Annotated in this window: 16 protein-coding genes and 1 pseudogene; 6 read left to right on the forward strand and 11 right to left on the reverse strand. The window is 71.4% G+C overall.

Translation table 11 applies throughout. The features are described from left to right. Positions 1-4: 4 nt before the first annotated feature. The 8 genes from EIM48_RS12450 to EIM48_RS12485 form a co-directional block, all read right to left on the reverse strand. Complete coding sequence (locus tag EIM48_RS12450) at positions 5-580, reverse strand: DsbE family thiol:disulfide interchange protein (protein WP_019397674.1); 576 nt, start codon at positions 578-580, stop codon at positions 5-7. Beyond that, entirely contained in the window at positions 577-2,499 is a 1,923-nt protein-coding gene (locus EIM48_RS12455) for a heme lyase CcmF/NrfE family subunit (RefSeq protein WP_125108244.1), read from the reverse strand. Before EIM48_RS12455 ends, EIM48_RS12450 begins: the two co-directional genes overlap by 4 nt. 69 nt (positions 2,500-2,568) lie before the next feature. Further along, positions 2,569-3,036 (reverse strand): cytochrome c maturation protein CcmE, encoded by a 468-nt coding sequence (ccmE, locus tag EIM48_RS12460; RefSeq protein WP_019397676.1) that lies wholly within the window; start codon positions 3,034-3,036, stop codon positions 2,569-2,571. Then, positions 3,033-3,206, reverse strand: coding sequence for a heme exporter protein CcmD (ccmD, locus tag EIM48_RS12465; RefSeq protein WP_028915270.1), 174 nt, complete (start codon positions 3,204-3,206; stop codon positions 3,033-3,035). Before ccmD ends, ccmE begins: the two co-directional genes overlap by 4 nt. Continuing rightward, the gene (locus tag EIM48_RS12470) at positions 3,203-3,952 is read right to left on the reverse strand and encodes a heme ABC transporter permease (protein ID WP_125111797.1); all 750 of its coding nucleotides are present in this window, start codon (positions 3,950-3,952) and stop codon (positions 3,203-3,205) included. Before EIM48_RS12470 ends, ccmD begins: the two co-directional genes overlap by 4 nt. Positions 3,953-4,172: 220 nt before the next feature. Next, positions 4,173-4,862, reverse strand: a complete 690-nt coding sequence (gene ccmB / locus EIM48_RS12475) for a heme exporter protein CcmB (RefSeq protein ID WP_125076860.1) — start codon at positions 4,860-4,862, stop codon at positions 4,173-4,175. Next, a complete protein-coding gene (ccmA, locus tag EIM48_RS12480) occupies positions 4,859-5,497 on the reverse strand; it encodes a heme ABC exporter ATP-binding protein CcmA (RefSeq protein WP_125111798.1) in 639 nt (212 codons plus the stop codon). The genes ccmB and ccmA overlap by 4 nt, the downstream gene beginning before the upstream one ends. Before the next feature lie 190 nt (positions 5,498-5,687). Continuing rightward, a complete protein-coding gene (locus tag EIM48_RS12485) occupies positions 5,688-6,191 on the reverse strand; it encodes a DUF3293 domain-containing protein (protein ID WP_125111799.1) in 504 nt (167 codons plus the stop codon). 67 nt (positions 6,192-6,258) lie between these two features. Between EIM48_RS12485 and EIM48_RS12490 the strand changes: the two genes are divergently transcribed. The 3 genes from EIM48_RS12490 to EIM48_RS12500 all read left to right on the forward strand — a co-directional run bounded on the left by EIM48_RS12490 (position 6,259) and on the right by EIM48_RS12500 (position 8,887). After that, positions 6,259-7,416 (forward strand): pyridoxal phosphate-dependent aminotransferase, encoded by a 1,158-nt coding sequence (locus EIM48_RS12490; RefSeq protein WP_125111800.1) that lies wholly within the window; start codon positions 6,259-6,261, stop codon positions 7,414-7,416. A gap of 122 nt (positions 7,417-7,538) precedes the next feature. Next, entirely contained in the window at positions 7,539-8,348 is an 810-nt protein-coding gene (locus tag EIM48_RS12495) for an amidohydrolase (RefSeq protein WP_125111801.1), read from the forward strand. Between the two features lie 89 nt (positions 8,349-8,437). After that, the gene (locus EIM48_RS12500) at positions 8,438-8,887 is read left to right on the forward strand and encodes a hypothetical protein (RefSeq protein ID WP_019397684.1); all 450 of its coding nucleotides are present in this window, start codon (positions 8,438-8,440) and stop codon (positions 8,885-8,887) included. A 230-nt stretch (positions 8,888-9,117) separates the two neighbouring features. Here EIM48_RS12500 and rluB read toward each other — a convergent pair whose 3' ends face one another. The 3 genes and pseudogenes from rluB to EIM48_RS12515 form a co-directional block, all read right to left on the reverse strand. Continuing rightward, positions 9,118-10,536, reverse strand: a complete 1,419-nt coding sequence (gene rluB / locus EIM48_RS12505; protein WP_019397685.1) for a 23S rRNA pseudouridine(2605) synthase RluB — start codon at positions 10,534-10,536, stop codon at positions 9,118-9,120. 16 nt (positions 10,537-10,552) lie between these two features. Continuing rightward, a pseudogene (gene scpB, locus EIM48_RS12510) lies at positions 10,553-11,326 on the reverse strand (SMC-Scp complex subunit ScpB); the annotation flags it as partial. 35 nt (positions 11,327-11,361) lie between these two features. Beyond that, positions 11,362-12,279: a ScpA family protein gene (locus tag EIM48_RS12515; protein WP_019397687.1), complete on the reverse strand. Its 918-nt coding sequence runs from the start codon at positions 12,277-12,279 to the stop codon at positions 11,362-11,364. A 408-nt stretch (positions 12,280-12,687) separates the two neighbouring features. Between EIM48_RS12515 and EIM48_RS12520 the strand changes: the two genes are divergently transcribed. From EIM48_RS12520 to EIM48_RS12530, 3 genes are all read left to right on the forward strand, one after another. Next, complete coding sequence (locus tag EIM48_RS12520) at positions 12,688-12,987, forward strand: YciI family protein (RefSeq protein WP_019397688.1); 300 nt, start codon at positions 12,688-12,690, stop codon at positions 12,985-12,987. A gap of 88 nt (positions 12,988-13,075) precedes the next feature. Then, positions 13,076-14,131: a LacI family DNA-binding transcriptional regulator gene (locus tag EIM48_RS12525; RefSeq protein WP_028915264.1), complete on the forward strand. Its 1,056-nt coding sequence runs from the start codon at positions 13,076-13,078 to the stop codon at positions 14,129-14,131. A gap of 49 nt (positions 14,132-14,180) precedes the next feature. Then, a complete protein-coding gene (locus EIM48_RS12530; protein WP_125111804.1) occupies positions 14,181-17,150 on the forward strand; it encodes a TonB-dependent receptor in 2,970 nt (989 codons plus the stop codon). Positions 17,151-17,232 lie beyond the last annotated feature (82 nt).

Consider the following 17,232-nt stretch of genomic DNA (forward strand, 5'->3'; position numbering starts at 1 on the left):
GCGCTCACCGGCCGCGCTCCACCTGCTCCAGCGCCGGCAGCAGGCGTTCGGCCACGACCTGCTCGGTCAGCGGGCCGGTGTGCTTCCAGCGCACCACGCCGGCGCCGTCGACCAGGAAGGTCTCCGGCGCGCCGGCCACGCCCCAGTCCAGCACGTAGCGGCCCTCGTAGTCGGCCAGCACCACGAAGAACGGGTTGCCGAACTGTTCCAGCCAGCGCAGCGCGTCCTCCGGCTCGTCCTTCCAGTTGTAGCCGACCACGCGCACGCGGCGGGTCTCGGCGAAGCGGGTCAGCACCGGGTGCTCCTCGCGGCAGGCCACGCACCAGCTGCCCCAGACGTTGAGCACGTAGGGTGCGCCGCGCAGCTCGGCCGAGCCCATCTGCACCGACGGGTCGTGCAGCACCGGCAGCACGAATTCCGGCGCCGGCTTGCCGATCAGGGCCGAGGGCAGCACGTCGCGGTCGGCGTCGCCGGAGCGCATCACCCCGTGCAGCATCAGTCCCAGCAGGCCAAGGAAGAACAGGGCGCCGATCACCACGGCGACCACCGGCAGGCCCTGCGGTTTGTGCGGAGTGTTCATGCGGTCTTCTCCTTGGTGGCGCGGCGGAAGCGGCGGTCGCCGGCGGCCACCAGGCCGCCGAGCGCCATCAGCGCCGCACCGCCCCAGATCCAGCGTACGAACGGCTTGACGTGCACGCGCACCGCCCAGGCGCCGTCGCCGAGCGACTCGCCCAGGGCGACGTAGACGTCGGCGGCCAGCCCGGGGCGGATGCCGGCCTCGGTCATCACCTGGCCGCCGCTGGCATAGGCGCGCTTCTCCGGGTGCAGCAGCGCCAGCGGGCGGCCATCGCGCAGCACCTGCACGTGGCCGCGGTCGGCCAGGTAATTGGGGCCGCGCAGCTGGTCCACGCCCTCGAAGCGGAAGGCATAGCGGCCGAGCTCCAGGGCCTGGCCCGGCTTCAGCGCCACTTCGCGCTGCACGTTCTGCGCCTCGACCAGCAGGGCCCCGACCACGAACACGGCCAGGCCCAGATGGGCCAGGACCATGCCCCACATCTCGGCGGTCAGGCGGCCGCTGTTGCGCAGCCGCGCCCAGACGAAGCGCAGCGTGCCCAGCCCGACCCAGGCCGCGCCGGCGACGCCGGCCGCGGTCTTCCAGCTGCCCTGCGGCGCGGCGAAGTACGCCACCGCGCCGGCGACCAGGGCCAGGCCCAGCCACGGCAGCAGCAGCGCCGCGACCTTGGAGGCCTGGTCGCGCTGCCAGCGCACCAGCGGGCCCAGCGGCACCAGCGCCAGCAGCGGCGCCATCAGCACGAAGAACAGCAGGCCGAAGTAAGGCGGGCCGACCGAGATCTTGCCCAGCTCCAGCGCATCGGCCAGCAGCGGGTACAGCGTGCCCAGCAGGATCATCGCGCAGGCGCTGGCCAGCAGCAGGTTGTTCAGTAGCAGCAGGGTCTCGCGCGAGGCCGGGCGGAAGCCGGCGCCAGGGTCCAGGCGCCCGGCGCGCAGCGCGTACAGCAGCAGCGAGCCGCCGATCACCAGGCCCAGGAACACCAGGATGAACAGGCCGCGGGACGGATCGGCGGCGAAGGCATGGACGCTGGTCAGCACGCCCGAGCGCACCAGGAAGGTGCCCATCAGCGACAGCGAGAACGCGGCGATGGCCAGCAGCAGGGTCCAGCCGGGGAAGCTGCCGCGCTTCTCGGTCACCGCCTGCGAGTGGATCAGCGCGGCGCCCACCAGCCAGGGCATGAACGCGGCGTTCTCCACCGGGTCCCAGAACCACCAGCCCCCCCAGCCCAGCTCGTAGTACGCCCACCAGCTGCCCAGGGCGATGCCCACGGTCAGGAACGCCCAGGCGACGTTGGTCCACGGCCGCACCCAGCGCAGCCAGCGCGCATCGATGTGGCCATCGAGCAGGGCGGCGATGGCGAAGGCAAACGGCACCGAGAACCCGGCCCAGCCGACGTACTGCATCGGCGGGTGGATGATCATCCCGGGGTCCTGCAGCAGCGGGTTGAGGTCGCGGCCCTCGGCCGCCGCCGGCAGCAGGCGCTCGAACGGGTTGGAGGTGAAGATCAGGAAGGCGAGGAAGCCGCAGGCGACGATGCCCAGCACCCCCAGCACCCGCGCCACCACCGCCTGCGGCAGGGCGCGGGAGAAGGCCGCCACCAGCGCGTTCCAAACGCACAGCACCAGCACCCACAGCAGCAGCGAGCCCTCGTGCGAGCCCCACACCGCCGTGTAGCGGTAGACCATGGGCAGCAGCGAGTTGGAATTGGTGGCCACGTAGCGGACCGAGAAGTCCTGCGACACGAAGGCCCAGGTCAGCAGGGCGAAGGCGCCGCCGACCAGGGCCAGCATCGCGTAGCTGGCCGGGCGGGCCACGGCCATCAGCCGCGGTTCGCCGCGGTGGGCGCCGGCCAGCGGCAGCAGCGCCTGCAGCGCGGCCACCAGCAGCGCCAGGGCCATCAGCACCTGGCCCAGTTCAGGCAGCATGGCTGCCTCCTGCGGCATGACAGGAAGCTTGCGTTCCCCGGGCGGACGTCCCGACGCGGGCCAGGGCCATCACTGCTGTTCGGTCCCGGGTGCCGGCACCTGCACCTCGTGCTTCTGGTGCGCCACGCCCATCTTGTCGGCCACTTCCTTGGGCATGTAGGTCTCGTCGTGCTTGGCCAGCACGTTCTCGGCCACGAACACGCCGTCTTCCATGCGCCCGGTGGCCACCACCGCCTGGCCCTCGCGGAACAGGTCGGGAAGGATGCCGGTATAGCGCACCGGCAGCTGCGCATCGCCGTCGGTGACGCGGAAGCTGGCTTCCATGGAGCCGGCGGCGCGCTGGAACGAGCCCTTCTCGACCATGCCGCCGAGCCGGAAGCGGGCGCGTTCGCCGGCCTCGCCCCGCAGCACTTCGGCCGGGGTGTACAGGTAGGCGACATTGCGCTGGAGGGCCATGGCGACCAGGGCGGTGACCAGGCCGGAGGCCAGCACCACGACCAGCACCAGCAGCAGCCGGCGGCGGCGTTGCGGATTCATCGGGTCAACTCCACGTCCACCGGGCGGGCGGACGACTTGCGGTCGCGGCGCGCGCGCAGGCGCGCGGCGCGCAGCTGGCGCCGGACCTGCAGCCGCGGCGCGAGGAAATCCCACAGGAACACGGCGGCGAACACGGCGTACGCGCCGACCACGTAGGGCAGGTAGCTCATGCGTCGCCTCCGGCCAGCTTGCGCACCCAGTCCTTGCCGACCTCGCGCCGCAGGTTGTCGGCGCGCGCGCGCGCCAGCAGCGAGCCGGCGAACCAGAACTTGGTGCCGGCCACCATCCACCACAGCGGCGCCATCATGCTCGGATCCATGCTGGACTGGCCGAACACGCGGATGGTCTGGCCCTGGTGCAGCGAATCCCACCACTCCACCGAGTAGCGGATGATCGGCAGCAGGGCGACGCCGACGATGGCCAGCAGTCCGGCGGCGCGGGCCGAGGCACGGCGGTCGTCGCCGGCGTGGTACAGGCCGATCACGCCCAGGTACAGGAACAGCAGGATCAGCTCGGTGGTCAGGCGCGGATCCCAGTCCCACCAGGTACCCCACATCGGCTTGCCCCAGATCGAGCCGGTGGCCAGGGTGATCACGGTGAAGCCGGCGCCGATCGGCGCGCAGGCCATGGCCAGCACCTCGCACAGCTTGATCCGCCAGACCAGGCCGATGGCCGCATAGAGGGCCATCAGCGCGAACACGAACAGGCTCATCCAGGCCGAGGGCACGTGGATGTAGAGGATCCGGGCGCTGTCGCCCTGCTGGTAGTCGGCCGGCACCTGGAACAGCGCCAGCCAGGCGCCCACGGCCAGGGTCAGCAGCGCCGCGCCCCAGCACCACGGGGCCCAGCGCGCCGCGAAGCGGTCGAAGTACGGCGGTGAGCCGAGGAGGTGGAACCAGCGGATCACCGGGTTCATGGAAGGGGTCGCATCGCTCGCAGTTGGCGCCGGCGGGCGGAAGCCTGCCGGACGGGCTCGTTCAGGGCATTTTTCCAGACTGGCCCCCATGGGCCAAGCCGGACGCATGGACAAAATGTCCACCCCGACGGGCGCATCCGGCGCTGCGGGGCGGTTCGGTACGCGGCCCATGCTGCGGCCCGTGGCGACATTCTGCCTTGATCAGGCGCAATGCGCCGGTTCAGCCCTGGGCGATGCGGATCGCCGCGGCCGCGGCCAGTGGCGCCAGCACCGCGCTGGCGACCAGGCCGGCGCCCATCAACAGCAGCGCGCCGGTGGGGTCCAGGCCCTGCGCGGCGGCGGCCACGCTGCCGGCGCCGAACACCAGGACCGGCACGTACAGCGGCAGCGCCAGCAGGGCGACCAGGATGCCAGAGCGCTTCAGCCCCACGGTCAGGGCGGCGACCACCGCGCCCAGCAGGCTCAGGATCGGCGTGCCCAGCAGCAGGGTCAGCATCAACACCGGCAGCTGCGCCCGCGGCAGGTACAGGAACTCGCCCAGGACCGGCACCACCAGCAGCAGCGGCACGGTGGTGGTCAGCCAGTGGCCGAAGGTGCGCACCGCCACCAGCCAGGGCAGCGGTACCGGCGCCAGCAGCCACTGCTCCAGCGAGCCGTCCTCGGCATCGCCGCGGAACAGGCTGTCCAGCGACAGCAGGCCGGCCAGCAGTACCGCCACCCAGATCGCATAGGGGGCGACGTGGTCGCGCAGGATCTCGCGCCCGCCGCCCATGGCCAGGGCGAACATCACCACCACCAGCAGGGCGAACAGGGCCGGCTGCAGGGCGTCGCCGCGGCGGCGCCAGACCAGGCGCAGGTCGCGCAGCAGCAGGGCGCGGGCCGACTGGCGCAGGCCGGGCGCGGCGCTCATGCCTGGCCTCCCAGCAGCAGCATGCGGGTGCGCACCGGCGGCGCGGCATAGGCGCCGTGGGTGGTGACCAGGGTGGCCCCGCCATCGCGCAGGTGCGCGGAAATCATGCGGTTGACCAGGTTGATGCCGTCCAGGTCGAGGTTGGCGTAGGGCTCGTCCAGCAGCCACAGCGGCGCCGGCGACAGCCACAGCCGGGCCAGGGTCACGCGCTTCTTCTGCCCGGCCGACAGCTGCCGGGCCGGGGCGTCCTCGTAGCCGGCCATGCCCGTGATCTCCAGCGCCGCCTCGATCTGCTGGCCCTCGCGGCGGCCGTGCAGGCCGCACAGGAAGCGCAGGTTCTCCAGCACCGTCAGTTCGCCCTTCAGCGCCGGGAGGTGGCCCAGGTAGGCCACGGCGCGGGCGCGCAGCTCGGGCGAGGCGGGCTTGCCCTGGACCAGGACCTGGCCGGCGTCTGCGCGGAGCAGCCCGGCCAGCACCCGCAGCAGGGTGGTCTTGCCCACGCCGTTGCCGCCTTGCACCAGCAGCGCCTCGCCGGCATCGACGGCGAAATCCAGCGGGCCGAACACCGGCTCCTCGTTGCGGGCGAACGCCAGGCCATGGGCGGCCAGCAGCGGGGCGTGGGCGGTATCGGTCATCGCTGCGCATTGTAGCCGCGGGCGCTGGCGTGGCACTTGCCCGCACGCATTGCGTGGAGATGGCGCGTCCGGTAGCAAGCCGCCGGTCCTCTACCCACGGAGGAAGGCCAGGGGGCGGGATGCCGGGGTGTGGGCTGCGCCGGGGGACCGGCCCTCTCCTCCGATCCCCTCGTAGTGGGAGGGAGGGCGCCTACGGGGCTGGGACGACCCACTTCACGCAGCCCGTGTCGATGCCCTCCAGTCCTTCCGCCGGCGGCGCGAGGTACATCCGCAGCCTGACTGCCTCGCCAGCCCGCCAGTGCAGCACGCCCGCCTGGCCGAAGCGGCGGGCGAGGGCATCGGTGTCGGCGGTGGACAGGTCGGCGACCAGCCACCCCGGCTCCGGCCAGTTGCTTTCGGCGTCGCTGGCGAGGGTGGGCAGGCGGCGCAGGCCGAGGGCATCCAGCTCCGCCTGCAGGGCGGCGTCGGCCTGGCGGTTGTCCGCCTCGGGGCGCGGCCGCGAGCCGGGGTTCCAGGCAGTGATCACGGTCCAGCAGGTGGCCGGCAGGGCCGCGGCCAGCGCCGGCGGGGCGCGGTGTCCGGGCCGGAGCAGGCAGCTTCCGCCCGGGGCCAGGACCTCGTAGCGGGCGTCCAGGTAAGCCGCCAGCAGTTCCCCCGGGGCAGGCGGCGTGGCGGGAATGTGCTTATGCGCCATGGCCCATCATCCCCCGGCGGCCGCATTGCGTACACTCGCCCCTCCACGCGACTCCCCCGACGCCGAGATGCCAGTACAGATCCCGCCGACCAAGCTGCCCCGGGTGGGCACCACCATCTTCACCGTGATGTCGCAGCTGGCGGCCGAGCACGGGGCGGTCAACCTGGGCCAGGGTTTCCCGGACTTCCCGGTGCCGCAGCGGCTGGTGGACGAGCTGGACCGGGCCATGCGCGAGGGCCACAACCAGTACGCGCCGATGACCGGCGCGCCGGTGTTGCGCCAGGCGATCGCCGCCAAGGTACTGCGCTGCTACGGCGCGCAGGTTGATCCGGACGGCGAGATCACCGTCACCAGCGGCGCCACCGAAGCCATCTTCAATGCCATCCACGCGGTGGTGCGCCCGGGCGAGGAAGTAATCGTGCTCGACCCGGCCTACGACTGCTACGAGCCGGCAATCGAGCTGGCCGGTGCGCGCGGCGTGCACGTGCCGCTGGACCCGGCCACCTTCGCCGTGGACTGGGAGCGGGTGCGTGCCGCGGTCACGCCGAAGACCCGGCTGCTGATGATCAACAGCCCGCACAATCCCTCCGGCGCCATGTTCAGCGCCGACGACATGCGCGAGCTGGCCGCGCTGCTGGACGGCACTCGCATCCTGCTGGTGTCCGACGAGGTCTACGAGCACATCGTGTTCGACGGCCGCCGCCACGAGTCCGTGCTGCGCTGGCCGCAGCTGCGCGAGCGCGCCTTCGTCGTGTCCAGCTTCGGCAAGACCTACCACTGCACCGGCTGGAAGGTGGGCTACGCCATCGCCCCGCCGGCGCTGAGCGCCGAGTTCCGCAAGGTGCACCAGTACAACGTGTTCTGCACCTTCGCCCCGGCCCAGCACGCCTTCGCGGCGATGATCCGCGACGAACCGGAGCACGACCAGCAACTGGGCGCGTTCTACCAGGCCAAGCGCGACCGCTTCCGCGGGCAGCTGCTGGGCACCCGGCTCAAGCCGCTGCCGGTGCCGGGCGGCTACTTCCAGCTGGTGGACTATTCGGAGGTCAGCGACCTGCCGGACCACGAGTTCGTGAAGTGGCTGACCATCGAGAAGGGCGTGGCCGCGATCCCGCTGTCCCCGTTCTACGAGAACCCGCCCCCGGGCCAGCGCCTGGCCCGCCTGTGCTTTGCCAAGAACGAGGCAACGCTGGACGCGGCAATCGAGCGCCTCCAGGCACTGTGATTGGGGATTGGTGATTCGTGATTCGAAGGAGCGGAACCACATGATCGCTATCTGTCCGACACCCCCAGCAAGTCGCCCTTTCGCCAATCACTAATCACCAATTACGAATCACGAGCCCAGCAATGCAGGATTTGCGCATCTCCCTCGTCCAGGGCGACACCCGCTGGCACGATCCGGCGGCCAACCGCGAGTACTACGGGGCGCTGGTGGCGCCGCTGGCCGGGGCCACCGACCTGGTGGTGCTGCCGGAGACCTTCACCAGCGGCTTCTCCAACGAGGCGATCGACCGCGCCGAGGGCATGGACGGACCGACCGTGGCCTGGATCCGGGAGCAGGCGGCCAGGCTGGGGGCGGCGGTCACCGGCAGCGTGCAGCTGCGCACGGAGGAGGGCGTGTTCAACCGCCTGCTGTGGGCCACGCCCGACGGCGCGCTGGCGCACTACGACAAGCGCCACCTGTTCCGCTACGCCGGCGAGCACAGGCGCTATGCGCCGGGGTGGCAGCGCCTGACCGTGGAGTGGAAGGGCTGGCGGATCAATCCGCAGGTCTGCTACGACCTGCGCTTCCCGGTGTTCTGCCGCAACCGCTACGGGGTGGAGCGGCCGGACGGGATGGATTTCGACCTGCAGGTGTTCGTCGCCAACTGGCCCGCGCCGCGCGCGCATGCCTGGAAGACCCTGGCGCGGGCGCGGGCGATCGAGAACCTGTGCTACGTGGCCGCGGTCAACCGCGTCGGCCGCGACGGCAACGGCCTGGAGTACAGCGGCGACAGCGCGGTGATCGACTTCCTCGGCCAGGACCAGGTCGAGGCCCATGGCCGCGAGCAGGTGCTGACCACCACGCTCTCGGCCGCGGCCCTGGCCGCGCATCGCGAGCACTTCCCGGCCATGCTCGACGCCGACCCGTTCGAACTGCGCGACCCGGCCCGCTGAACCGCGGCCGACGGATGGCGGCCCCGGTGCACGGCACGGCGACGGAAGCCTGCTATATGCTCCGGCGCACGATCCTTCCGGAGGCTGCCATGATCCGACGTCCGCGTTCCGCTTCCCGTTTCCTGGCCACCGCCCTGGCGCTTGGCCTCGGCGTGCTGGCACTGCCCCAGGCACAGGCCGGCGAAGTGGACTGCAAGCTGCGCTTCAACCTGGAAGGCTGGTCGGTGTTCTACAAGACCGCCACCGGCACCGGCGTCATTACCTGCGACAACGGCGCCAGCCGCGCGGTGAGGATCACCGCCAAGGGCGGCGGCCTGACCTTCGGCAAGTCGAAGATCGAGAACGGCGTGGGCGAGTTCTCCGGCGTCAACAGCATCGCCGAGACCCTGGGCACCTATGCCGCGGCCGAGGTGCACGCCGGCGCGGCCAAGTCCAGCAAGGCCCAGGTCATGACCAAGGGCGATGTTTCCCTGGCGCTGGCCGGCACCGGCAAGGGCTGGGACCTGGGTGTCGCGTTTGGCAAGTTTGTGATCGAGTGATTCGGGATTCGGGATTCGGGATTCGGTGAGCCCGGGTCCGGAGGGCCGCCGGGCTGGCGGAGTGGTCGCGATCGCTCTTCTGATGCGCTCGTGATGCGCAGGCGATAACCGGGCAGGAACCGGTTCCGCATCGGCCGCGAGCGGAGTTTCCAGGCCCCGGAAACGGACCTGCCCGCGCTGGGCGGGCAGGTGGGTGCGGCTCCGTGGAGCCGCGATCGGACCAGCGGGGCTTAGCCCTGGCGCGGGCCGCGGCCGCCACGGCCGCCGCCACCCGGACGGCCGCCGCCACCGGGGCGCTTGGCGCGGTTGCCGGCGTTGCCGCGTGGGCCGCGGTCCTGGCCCGGGGTGGCGTGGTCGGAGGGGAAGTGCACGGCGTTGCCCGGATGGCCATAGGGACGCGCCGCCTTGCGCGCGCCCTGGCCGGCGCCCGGCTTGCCGGAGCGCTTGCCGCCCGGGCCGGCGTTGCGGTGGCCGCTGGGGCCGGTGGCCACGCCCTCGGGCACGTACCAGGTGCGGAATGCGGCCGGGTTGCCGTCCGGCAGCGGCTTCAGCGCGCCCTTCTGCTTGCGCTGCTTGAACGGCTTCTGCGACTGCTTGGCCGCCATCTCGCCGCTGACGGTGAGGCCGCCGTGCGGCTTCTTGCCGCCGCGGCCGCCGCGACGGTCCTCGCGCACGTGGTCGAAGCGGCGCAGTTCGCGGCCCTCGTCGGCGGTGTTGTGGCCGTTGACGTAGGCCTGCCCGCCCTGGCGCACGTGCAGCGCGGTCTTGGCCGCGCGGCGCTGGCCAATCACCGGCTGCAGGGTCAGGGTGGAGGGCGCGTTGGCGTCCAGGCCCAGCTCGCGGCGCAGGGCGTCGACCTGCTCCTGCGGCAGTTCCTGCGACTGCCCGCGCAGCAGCTCGCGCGGCAGGCTGATGTTGCCGTAGCGCACGCGCTTGAGGCGGCTGACCTGGCAGCCCTGCGATTCCCACAGGCGGCGCACTTCGCGGTTGCGGCCTTCCTTGACCACGACCTTGAACCAGTCGTGCGAGTCGGTGCCGCCGATGCGCTCGATCTGGTCGAACTTGGCCGGGCCGTCCTCCAGGGCCACGCCGCGGGCGAGGCGGTCGACCACGTTGTCCGGCACGCGCTCCTGGCCTTCCGGTGCGCGCACGCGCACCACGTACTCGCGCTCGACCTCGTGCGAGGGATGCATCATCGCGTTGGCGATCTCGCCGTCGGTGGTCAGCAGCAGCAGGCCGGTGGTGTTGATGTCCAGGCGGCCGATCGCGATCCAGCGCGCGCCCTTGAGCCGCGGCAGCGACTCGAAGATGGTCGGGCGGCCCTCGGGATCCTCGCGGGTGGTCACTTCGCCTTCGGGCTTGTTGTAGACCAGCACGCGCGCCGGCTCGGTCAGGGCCGAGGCCACGAAGGCCTTGCCGTCGAGTTCGACGCGGTCGCCGCTGCGGATGCTCTGGCCGACCTGCGCGACCTCGCCGTTGACCTTCACCAGGCCGTCGGCGATGCGCTGCTCCAGCGCGCGGCGCGAGCCGAGGCCGGCCTGGGCCAGGACCTTGTGCAGGCGCTCCTCGATCTTCGCGGCCGGGGCGGCGTCCTCGCTGCGCTTGAGCGAGAGCTTGCCGAGGGTCTTGCGTGGGGTTGTTTCAGTCATGGGTATTGCTCCGGCCTTCGGTATCGTCCGGGGCCTGGGTTGCGGGACCGGCGGCCGTATCGGCGGCCTCCGGCGAGTGGGGGGTGTCCTGGGCGGCGGCATCGGCCGCGCCTGCATCGGTTGCCGCCTGGGCGTTGGCGCCGGCCCGGCCCTCGGCGGGGTTCGCGTCCGCGTCCTGCGGCTGCGCCCCGGCGTCGTTGGCGGAGACGCCGGCCGCGGCCGGGGCTGCGTCCGGATCCAGCGGCAGTTCCGGTTCCAGCTCGCCGATGTCCTTCAGTTCGGACAATGGCGGCAGTTCGTCCAGCCGCTTGAGGCCGAAGTAGTCCAGGAACTGCTTGGTGGTGCCGTACAGGGCCGGGCGGCCCGGCACGTCGCGGTGGCCGACCACGCGGATCCACTCCCGTTCCTCCAGCGCCTGGATGATGTTGCTGCTCACCGCCACGCCGCGCACCTGCTCGATCTCGCCGCGGGTGATCGGCTGGCGGTAGGCGATCAGCGCCAGGGTCTCCAGGGTGGCGCGGGTGTAGCGGGTCTTGCGCTCGGTCCACAGGCGGGCCACCCAGGGGTGGACCTCGGCCTTGACCTGGAAGCGGAAGCCGGAGGCAACCTCCACCAGCTCCACGCCGCGGTCGGCGCAGGCCTCGCGTAGCTGTTCCAGCGCCGTTTCCACGGCCCCCGGCGGGATCGGTTCGTCCTCCGGGAACAGGCCGCGCAGCTGCGCCAGCGGCAGGGGCTGGTTGGCCGCCAGCAGGGCAGCCTCGACGATGCGGTTGATCAGCGCCTGGTCCATGAATCTCGCAGGATCGGTTGAAGGGTGGGGCGGGCTTACTCTTCCGCCGCGGCGGAGGAGTCGTCGCCTTCGTCGAACTCGCTGTGGAATTCGAGCGGTGCGTTGGTGTTGCCGACCGCCAGCGACTTGACGTAGATCGGCGCCAGCGGTGCGTCCTGGACGATGTCCAGCAACTGCTCCTTGGCCAGCTCGAGCATGGCCAGGAAGGTCACCAGCACGCCCAGGCGGCCTTCCTCGGGGGTGAACAGCGACTCGAAGCGGTGGAAGCGGCCGTCGTCCAGCCGCTGCAGCACCTCGCCCATGCGCTGGCGGACGCTCAGCGCCTCGCGCCGGATGGCGTGGCCGCTGAACAGCTCGGCCCGGCGCAGCACGTCGTGCAGGGCCAGCAGCATCTCGCGCAGGTCCACCGGCGGCGGTAGGCGGATGGCCTGGCGGTCCGGCACGTGGGCCTGCACCGGCAGGGTGTCGCGTTCCATGCGCGGCAGCGCGTCCAGGTCCTCGGCCGCCTGCTTGAAGCGCTCGTACTCCTGCAGGCGGCGCACCAGCTCGGCGCGCGGGTCGGCTTCCTCGCCGTCCTCGTTCACCGGCCGCGGCAGCAGCATCCGTGACTTCACCTCGGCCAGGATCGCGGCCATCACCAGGTACTCGGCGGCCAGCTCGAAGCGCAGGTCCTGCATCACGTTGATGTAGTCCACGTACTGCCGGGTGATCTCGGCGACCGGGATGTCCAGGATGTCCAGGTTCTGGCGGCGGATCAGGTACAGCAGCAGGTCAAGCGGGCCCTCGAACGCGTCGAGGATGACTTCCAGCGCATCCGGCGGGATGTACAGGTCCTGCGGGATCTGCAGCAGCGGCTGCCCGTGCACGATCGCCAGCGGCATTTCCTGCTGCTGCGGTGCGGACGGCTGCTGCGGCGTTTGCAGGGTCGCGTCTTGCGCGGGTTCGGAACTCATCTGCTCGGAAAGCCATGCCCGGGTAGGGGCGCACGCAGCGCCCCGGGGCGGGAACGCGGTGCCACCTGCGGATGGCGGACGTCGCCGTGGGGACGGGACGGGCGCCTGTAAGCACATCAATACAGGCCCAGGTCGCGCGGGGCGGCGGCCGGGTGCCGGGGAGGTCGTCTGCGTGGCGGTTCGCGGGTCAGCGGATCGGTCGTCGGTCGGCCGGGTGTGGAGCGGGATACCGCGCCCGGATTCCCCTGTACGGGCTGGCAGCCCTTGCAGTCTGGAGCCGACGGGCCGCTGCTTCACGGCCGCATGTGGTGCCAAGGGTAAGCGCTGCCCGGCGGCGTGTCCAGCACCGCGGTGCATGGCCGGACAGGCGGCAGATACAATCCGGGCCAACGCGTGCGGGAGCCAGCCATGTGGTACGTGATCGAGGGACATGACGCCGAGGGCGCGCTGCCGCGCCGGCGCCAGGCGCGACCGGCGCACCTGGCGCGGCTGCAGGCCCTGCGCGAGGCCGGGCGCCTGCTGGTGGCCGGGCCTTGCCCGGCGATCGATGCCGAGGACCCGGGCCCGGCCGGCTTCAGCGGCAGCGTGGTGATCGCGCAGTTCGACTCGCTGCAGCAGGCGCGTGCCTGGGCCGGGGCCGATCCCTACGTCGAGGCCGGGGTCTACGCGCGCGTCGAGGTGCGGCCGTTCCTGCCGGTCCTGCGCTGAGGAACGCGCCGCGGAACCTTGACGCCGCCTTGGCGTCCCGCATGGAAACGTTTACATTCGCGTCACGTTTCCGCGCAGGAGCCGTCCGATGGTACGCCCGGTCGTCACGATCCGCGATGTCGCCCGCGAGGCCGGGGTCTCGGTGGCCACCGTCTCGCGCGCGCTCAACGGCCACGCCAACGTGGCCGAGCCGGTGCGCAAGCAGGTCGAGGCGGTGGCGCAGCGCCTGCGCTACAGCCCGCACGGCGCCGCGCGCAGCCTCAGCAGCCGCAGCACCCAGACCATCGGCGTGGTGCTGCCGGACCTGCATGGCGAGTTCTTCTCCGAGCTGATCCGCGGCATCGGCGCCGGCGCGCGCGCGCGCCGCAAGCACATGCTGCTGTCCAGCTACCACGGCGACCCCGAGCAGCAGGCCGCGGCGTTGCGCGCGATGCGCGGGCGGGTCGACGGCCTGCTGGTGATGTCGCCGTTCGCCGACCAGCCCGGGTTCCTCGAGGAGAACCTGCCGCCATTGCCCGCGGTGCTGGTCAACACCCACCAGGCCGAGCCGGCCTGGCCGGCGTTCGAGGTGGACAACCACGCCGGGGCGATGGCGATGACCGCGCACCTGCTCGCGCTGGGCCACCGCCGCATCGCCTTCATCGCCGGCCCGGAGCCCAACTACGACGCGCAGGAACGCCTGCGTGGCTTCCGCGAGGCCATCGCCGCGCATCCGGGCGCGAGCGGATGCGAGTACCCGGGCGATTTCGACGAGGCTTCGGGGCACCGCGCGGGGCAGGCGATCCTCGCCGCGGGCGAGCGTCCGCAGGCGGTGTTCGCGGCCAACGACATGATGGCGCTGGGCTGCCTTTACGCATTCGCGCAGGCCGGCGTACGGGTGCCGCAGGACATCGCGCTCGCAGGCTTCGACGACATCCCGCTGGCGCGTTTCGTTCACCCGTCCTTGACCACGATGCGAGTGAGTATCGCGCAACTCGGAGGACGCGCAGTGGAGCGCCTGCTCGACCAGATCGAAGCCGGCGCGGACGTGGCCGGACCCGCATCGGGCGAGGTGGCGGACCGGCACGTGCTGGCACCGGAACTGGTGGTGCGCGCATCCAGCGGGGGCCCGGAGCATCCCGCGTCCGGCACCGGTCCGGGCTAGACGAACGAAGGCCTGACCGCATCAGGCCCATCCATCCTGGGAGGGAGCGATGAAACGCATTGGAACCGATCGGCCCGCGCGCAGCCTGCTGAGCCTGGCGCTGGCAGGCTGCCTGGCGCTGGGTAGCGGCGCGGCGCTGGCGCAAAGCTCGGCCGCGACCATCCGCGGCCACGTGCATGCCGATTCCGCGCCCGCGGCCGGCGCCACCGTCACCGCGGTCAACACCGCCACCGGCCTGCGGCGCAGCGTGCGCGTGTCCGGCGAGGGACGCTACACCCTGGCCGGCCTGCCGCCGGGCACCTATCGCGTGGAGGTCGACGCCAACGGCCAGACCGCCTCCCGCGAGCTGACGGTGCAGGTTGGCCAGACCGCGACCGTGGACCTGGGCGTGGGCGGCCTGCCGGAGGGCGCGCCGACCGGCGAGGCGACCACCCTGGAGGCGGTGCAGGTCACCGCGCAGGCCGCGGTGGAGACCCGCACCTCGGAGGTGGCCAGCTACGTCACCCAGAAGCAGATCCAGGCGCTGCCGCAGAACACCCGCAACTTCCTCGCCTTCGCCGACACCGCGCCGGGCGTGCAGTTCATCACCGACGCCAGCGGCAACACCCGGATCCGCTCCGGCGCGCAGAGCGCCAACGCGGTCAACGTGTTCATCGACGGCGTGGGCCAGAAGAACTACGTGACCACCGGCGGCATCAGCGGCCAGGACACCAGCCGCGGCAACCCCTTCCCGCAGTCGGCGATCGGCGAGTACAAGGTCATCACCCAGAACTACAAGGCCGAGTTCGACCAGCTCAGCAGCGCGGCGATCGTGGCCGCCACCCGCTCCGGCTCCAACGAGTTCGAGGGCAGCTTCTTCTGGGACCGCACCAGCACCGAGTGGCGCTCGCGCAGCCGCTTCGAGGAGCGCGAGGGCGCGACCAAGGCCGAGAGCAAGCAGGAGCAGTATGGCGTCAGCTTCGGCGGCCCGATCATCCGCGACGTGGCCCACTTCTTCCTCGCCTACGAGGCCAAGGAGTACCAGACCCCCCGCAACTTCCTGCTCGGCCGCGGCTACACCCCCGACCAGTTGCCGCCCGACCTGCGCGAGCAGTACGGCACCGGCACCTACACCTCGCCGTTCAAGGAGGACCTGTACTTCGCCAAGGTCGACTGGCTGTTCGGCGAGAACCACTACTTCGAGCTCACCGCCAAGTACCGCGACGAGAGCGAGACCATCCAGGTGCAGGACCAGCGCCTGCCGCCGGCGGCCACGCTCAACACCAACGAGGAGACCCGGGTCGACCTGCGCTACCAGCTGACCGCAGGCGACTGGCTCAACGACGCCCACATCACCTACGAGGACGCGTTCTGGAGCCCGTTGCCGGCCAACTTCGTGCCCGGCTACTACCTCAGCGACGGCAACTGGACCGACACCATCGTCCGCAGCGGCGGCAGCGACAACTACCAGGACAAGGGCCAGAAGGGCTGGTCCTTCCAGGACGACCTCACCTACAGCGGCTGGGACGGCCATACGCTGAAGATGGGCATCAAGTACAAGAAGGTCGACCTGAAGACCCTGGAGCAGAACAAGTACAACCCGGTCTTCTACTACGACATCAACGAAAGCCTGGACGTGCCGGTGCACGTGGAGTTCGGCGCGCCGGTCGCCGGGTTCGGCAACGGCACCGCCTCCTCCGGCAACAAGCAGTTCGGCATCTACATCCAGGACGACTGGGAGGTCAACGAGCACCTGACCGTCAACCTGGGCGTGCGCTGGGACTACGAGCAGACGCCCAGCTACGAGGACTACGTCACCCCGCAGCAGGTGGTGGACGCGCTGCGCGCCTCCAACGCCGCGCTTCCGGGCTCCAGCGTGGACGTCGAGGACTACATCAGCACCGGCAACAACCGCAAGGCGGACAAGGACAACTGGGCCCCGCGCCTGGGCTTCTCCTGGGACTTCTTCGGCGACCAGCGCCACGTGCTGTTCGGCGGCGCCGGCCGTTCCTACGACCGCAACCTGTTCGACTACCTGCAGAACGAGGTCTCCAAGGCCAGCTGGGGCCAGTACACCTACGACTTCGACACCCCGGCCCACCCCTGCGACACCGCCACCGGGGCGACCTGCCGTGCCTGGGACCCGCGCTACCTGGATCCGGAGTTCCTGCGCGCCTCGGCCAGCGTGGCCGGCGCGCGCGAGGTGTTCCTCAACCACAACGACCTGGAGGTCCCGTACTCGGACCAGTTCAGCCTCGGCATCCGCGACACCTGGGCGCTGGGCGGGCACGACTGGAGCACCGAGCTGACCTTGTCCTACGTGCGCAGCCACGACGGCATCGCGTTCCTGCTGGGCAACCGCCGCGACGACGGCAGCTTCTTCCCCTCCGATCCGCCGGACGCGACCGATCCGCCGCCGTGGGGCATCGGCTTCGCCCCGTTCTCCAACCTGATCCTGGCGCAGAACGCGCTGGAGACCCGCACCCGCTCGGTCTACCTCAAGGTGGAGAAGCCGTACACCAACGCCTCGCCGTGGGGCGTGACCCTGGCCTACACCTGGACCGATTCGGAGCAGAACAGCCCGGTCGACGGCTGGCCGGGCGCATTCAACGCCGAACGGATCGAGGATTACGGCTGGTTCCCGGGCAAGGTGCCGGAGAACCGGGTGGTGCTGACCGGCATCTGGGACGGCCCCTGGGGCATGACCTTCTCCGGCAAGGGCACCTGGGCCGACGCCACCCCGCGCTACTACCAGAACTGCAACGTCTCCGCCTGGGCGTACTGCTACTACGACAGCTACACTCCGGACGAGGAGTTCAAGCAGCTGGACGTGGCGCTTGAGAAGGTCTGGGACACCGGCGGCGGAATCAGCTTCCGCGTGCGCGGCGACGTGCTCAACGTGTTCAACTGGTCCAACTACGACGGCTACGAGGACTGGCGCGGAGGCGCGGGCGAGCCGCAGAATCCGGCCTGGGGCACGCCGTTGTCGATCGCCTTGCCGACGCGTACGTTCAAGCTGACGCTCGGGATCGACTGGTGAGCGCCGGCGCGCCGCCGCCGGCCTGCCTGCACCGGGGCGGCGGCGCGCACGGCATGGAGCGGATCCGGTCCCGCCGCCGGCG

Source organism: Pseudoxanthomonas sp. SGNA-20, assembly GCF_003931635.1.
Lineage (GTDB): Bacteria > Pseudomonadota > Gammaproteobacteria > Xanthomonadales > Xanthomonadaceae > Pseudoxanthomonas.

What these genes read in the sequence shown, in the direction of transcription:
- EIM48_RS12450 (WP_019397674.1), bottom strand. Translation starts at nt 580, where the DNA reads ATGAACACTCCGCACAAACCGCAGGGCCTGCCGGTGGTCGCCGTGGTG.
- EIM48_RS12455 (WP_125108244.1), bottom strand. Translation starts at nt 2,499, where the DNA reads ATGCTGCCTGAACTGGGCCAGGTGCTGATGGCCCTGGCGCTGCTGGTG.
- ccmE (WP_019397676.1), bottom strand. Translation starts at nt 3,036, where the DNA reads ATGAATCCGCAACGCCGCCGCCGGCTGCTGCTGGTGCTGGTCGTGGTG.
- ccmD (WP_028915270.1), bottom strand. Translation starts at nt 3,206, where the DNA reads ATGAGCTACCTGCCCTACGTGGTCGGCGCGTACGCCGTGTTCGCCGCC.
- EIM48_RS12470 (WP_125111797.1), bottom strand. Translation starts at nt 3,952, where the DNA reads ATGAACCCGGTGATCCGCTGGTTCCACCTCCTCGGCTCACCGCCGTAC.
- ccmB (WP_125076860.1), bottom strand. Translation starts at nt 4,862, where the DNA reads ATGAGCGCCGCGCCCGGCCTGCGCCAGTCGGCCCGCGCCCTGCTGCTG.
- ccmA (WP_125111798.1), bottom strand. Translation starts at nt 5,497, where the DNA reads ATGACCGATACCGCCCACGCCCCGCTGCTGGCCGCCCATGGCCTGGCG.
- EIM48_RS12485 (WP_125111799.1), bottom strand. Translation starts at nt 6,191, where the DNA reads ATGGCGCATAAGCACATTCCCGCCACGCCGCCTGCCCCGGGGGAACTG.
- EIM48_RS12490 (WP_125111800.1), top strand. Translation starts at nt 6,259, where the DNA reads ATGCCAGTACAGATCCCGCCGACCAAGCTGCCCCGGGTGGGCACCACC.
- EIM48_RS12495 (WP_125111801.1), top strand. Translation starts at nt 7,539, where the DNA reads ATGCAGGATTTGCGCATCTCCCTCGTCCAGGGCGACACCCGCTGGCAC.
- EIM48_RS12500 (WP_019397684.1), top strand. Translation starts at nt 8,438, where the DNA reads ATGATCCGACGTCCGCGTTCCGCTTCCCGTTTCCTGGCCACCGCCCTG.
- rluB (WP_019397685.1), bottom strand. Translation starts at nt 10,536, where the DNA reads ATGACTGAAACAACCCCACGCAAGACCCTCGGCAAGCTCTCGCTCAAG.
- EIM48_RS12515 (WP_019397687.1), bottom strand. Translation starts at nt 12,279, where the DNA reads ATGAGTTCCGAACCCGCGCAAGACGCGACCCTGCAAACGCCGCAGCAG.
- EIM48_RS12520 (WP_019397688.1), top strand. Translation starts at nt 12,688, where the DNA reads ATGTGGTACGTGATCGAGGGACATGACGCCGAGGGCGCGCTGCCGCGC.
- EIM48_RS12525 (WP_028915264.1), top strand. Translation starts at nt 13,076, where the DNA reads ATGGTACGCCCGGTCGTCACGATCCGCGATGTCGCCCGCGAGGCCGGG.
- EIM48_RS12530 (WP_125111804.1), top strand. Translation starts at nt 14,181, where the DNA reads ATGAAACGCATTGGAACCGATCGGCCCGCGCGCAGCCTGCTGAGCCTG.